The sequence below is a fragment of the Telmatospirillum siberiense genome (assembly GCF_002845745.1).
Lineage (GTDB): Bacteria > Pseudomonadota > Alphaproteobacteria > Rhodospirillales > Magnetospirillaceae > Telmatospirillum > Telmatospirillum siberiense.
Map to the genome: position 1 here is coordinate 1 of NZ_PIUM01000071.1, position 3,202 is coordinate 3,202.

Annotated in this window: 3 protein-coding genes; 1 reads left to right on the top strand and 2 read right to left on the bottom strand. The window is 62.3% G+C overall.

What is annotated here, in order from left to right; translation table 11 throughout:
• A partial coding sequence (locus CWS72_RS27610; protein WP_146002916.1) for a hypothetical protein occupies positions 1-111 on the top strand: 111 nt, incomplete at its 5' end.
• A 43-nt stretch (positions 112-154) separates the two neighbouring features.
• Here the strand turns inward: CWS72_RS27610 and CWS72_RS27200 are convergent.
• Positions 155-838: a haloacid dehalogenase type II gene (locus tag CWS72_RS27200; RefSeq protein ID WP_199176017.1), complete on the bottom strand. Its 684-nt coding sequence runs from the start codon at positions 836-838 to the stop codon at positions 155-157.
• A gap of 85 nt (positions 839-923) precedes the next feature.
• Positions 924-2,894 (bottom strand): lytic transglycosylase domain-containing protein, encoded by a 1,971-nt coding sequence (locus tag CWS72_RS27205; RefSeq protein WP_101253808.1) that lies wholly within the window; start codon positions 2,892-2,894, stop codon positions 924-926.
• Between the last annotated feature and the right edge of the window lie 308 nt (positions 2,895-3,202).

The window sequence follows — 3,202 nt, forward strand, 5'->3', positions numbered from 1 at the left end:
GTCTTCTATCTGCGCTACCACGGCTACCGGACCTTCTTCCCGGTCTGGGCATTGGCCCGCTATCGCAACCTCACCTCCGGAAACGCCGGACCCGTCCTCCACGCCCTGTAGGGCGCGAGAGGTTCGATCCGAAGCCCTCGCGCGCAATCACCGATTACAGCCGGAACAGTTCCGGCAAAGCCGTGAGGCTGGAAACCTCGGCATGCGCCGCCGCCGGCAGGACCTCGCGGGGCTGACCGGCGCGATTGACCCAGACCACCTGAAAACCGAAAGCTGAGCCGCCCGCCGCATCCCAACCGTTGGACGACAGGAAGGCGACGCCGGCCGGCTGGCATTCGAAATGGTCGGTGACCAGTCGGTAGGCTGTCGGGTGCGGCTTGTAGATGCCGACGGATTCGACCGACAGGATGACATCGAACAGGTCATCGAGGCCGGCCGCCTTGGTGGCGGAGGTCAACATGCTGGGCGAGCCGTTGGAGAGGATTGCCAGTTTGTAGCCGGCCGTTTTCAAGGACTGAAGTGTTGCCTTGGCCTCCGGATAGGCGTTGGGGCAGAGGTAGGATTCCATCAATCGGGCACGCAGGCTGGCATCGTCGATATCCAAGGCCTTGAACGCATAGTCGAGGCTTTCCCCGGTGACGTGCCAAAAGTCGGAATGCCGGCCCATCAAGCTGCGCAGCCAGCTATATTCCAATTGTTTGCGCCGCCAGAGATCGACCAGCGCATCGGCTTTCGGTCCCAGGGCGGCGCGGCTGCTGTCGACCACGGCTTTAATGTCGAACAAGGTGCCATAGGCGTCGAACGCGCAAACACTCACGCCGGACATCGGTACGTTCATCACAGATTCTCCTTAATTTCGGAAGTCCCATGCCGGACGTATTGAGAAAGTATGGAAATTCCGCATATCGCGTTTCCCCATGGCGTCATCGCTTAACGTCGCGTTCCAGGGATAGGGTCGGATCGGTCACGCCAAGGCGGCGCCGATAGACCTGCACACCTTCGAGAACACGTTGCACATAGTTACGGGTCTCGGCGAATGGAATGCTTTCGATCCAATCCACGGCATCGACATCGGGCTGCCGGGGATCGCCCAGGTCCCGCATCCATTTTCTGACGCGTGACGGCCCGGCATTGTAGGAGGCCACCGAAAGGATGTAGGAACCGTTGAAATCAGCCAGAAGATCTTCCAGATAGGCCGAGCCCAGTTTGACATTCAGCCCGGGGTCCTGCGTCAGCGCGTTGGCCAGGGCTTCCTTTTTCTTGAAGACCACATTCATCGCCTTGGCGATCTTGGCTGCCGTCGTGGGCATTAATTGCATCAACCCGCGGGCGCCGGCCGGGCTAACCGCCTGGTGATAAAAGGCGCTTTCCTGCCGGATCACTCCGAACACCAACGCCCGTTCCGGGCGGTCGGCGGTATTCAGCCTTGGCACCGGATAGCCCGAGGTGACGATCGGCACGCCTTCGCGTTCGGATCGTTTGGCGACGCTGACCGCGATGTCGGATCGGCCCAGCGTGCTGGCCAGACCCGCGGCCAGTGTCCGGGTGCCGGGTGAATCGCTCAGTTCGGCCATGCGCATCATGAAGGGCCGGATCAGATCGGTTTCCTTGATTTGTCCCAGCATCCGGGCGACGCGGACCAGTTCATGGCGCTCGAAATTCTCATGATCGGCGGCGGTGGGTTCCGGATCCGCGGGCAGGGGCCAGAGCTGATCGCGGTTGAGCCGGCCGGCCGCGAGCTGGCCATAGAATGTCGTGATATGCACCGCGGCGAGGTTGTACCAGCGTACAGAATCGTCGCCACGTCCCAAGGCGTCGCTGGCCCGTCCCGCCCAATAGGCGGCTCGCGACCGGCTTTGCGCCGAAGAGACCCGTTCGAACATGCGCGTGAAATGGCCGAGGGCGACCTCGTAATCGCTCAGAAAGCGTAAGGCGATCCATCCGGAAAACCATTCGGCGTCGGCAAAACCCGCCCCATCCATCTGGCCATGCCGGCGGGCGATTTCGTAGGCCTGTGAAATGCGGCCCTGGGCAAGAGCCCGGCGGGCCAGGACGGCCCGTTCCGTCCACCACATTTCCGGATGGACGGTATCGGCGGCCGGGTGGCTCAACAAGGCGATGGCCTGGTCATCCTTGTCGTGCTGGCGACGATAATGAACAAGCTCGTAGAGCAGTCCGGGATCGTTCTTGAAACGCTCGGGCAGGCGGGCGGCCAGGGCTTCCGCGTTCGCCTCGTCGTTGTCGAGCGCCAGGCGGGCCTGGGCCAACAGGCGGAAACTGTCGTCGACGCGCGATAGCTGCCGGGCGGCGGCCTGTTCCTGATGAGTCCACAGAAGGCGGTCGAAACGGGCGTCGTCCTCCTCGTCCCTCAATATTTCCTGGAAGGTGTCCAGAAACTGTCGCTCCTGGATAGGGCCGAAGTTGCCGCCGACCCAAGTGTCGCGCAAGAGTTTGAGCGCCTTTTCGTTCTGGCCGGCATTGATCAGCGCCCTGCCGTAGGCCATGGCGCCATCGACGGTCTGCGGCGCCGAGGTGGAAAACCAGTCGAGAATGACCGAATCCGGCGTGGCGGCGGTGATCACCTCTTCGGCACGGCGTTGCAGGGTGGAGATTTGCGGCCATGTCGGATTGGCACGGATGAAGGCGGTGATTTCAGCGAATCCGGCTCCGGAGTTCGCCTGGGTGTAATATTGCCACTGCAGAACCTTCGCCAGCAATTTGCTGTGTGCCTTGGCCGCGGCGGCTTGCGCCCAGTCGTAATGATCGTTGCGCGCCGCGTTGAAGGCCTCGTGGTAGAGCTTCTCATCGTCCGCGGAGAGCAGATCGGCCCTGACCGGGGTCGCGCCGAGACAGAGGGCGGCTGCGACCAAGCCGATGGCGAACCATTCTTTCACGCAAATTTTTCCGTTGTTGGGCGCCGTTCCGGCGTGTCGTTTCAATTTCCCGTCATTGTAGTGCTCCCTGCTTCCCGGGAGCAAGCCGAACGGCTAAGCGGTTTCAGGGCAATCGGGTGAACCCGCTTGCCCTGCTAATACCAAGTCTTGATGAGGATGACTCATCGAGACTTGGCTGGCGCATTGCGCGGTGCGTGAGGAAAGCTGGCGCGATCCGGCCGGTGGAAGTCCGGCCCAGGTAAGGGGTAGCGCCCGCCTGGTAACGAGTGTTGCGGGGTCGTCGGTGACGGCGGCCGCGAAGCGTACAC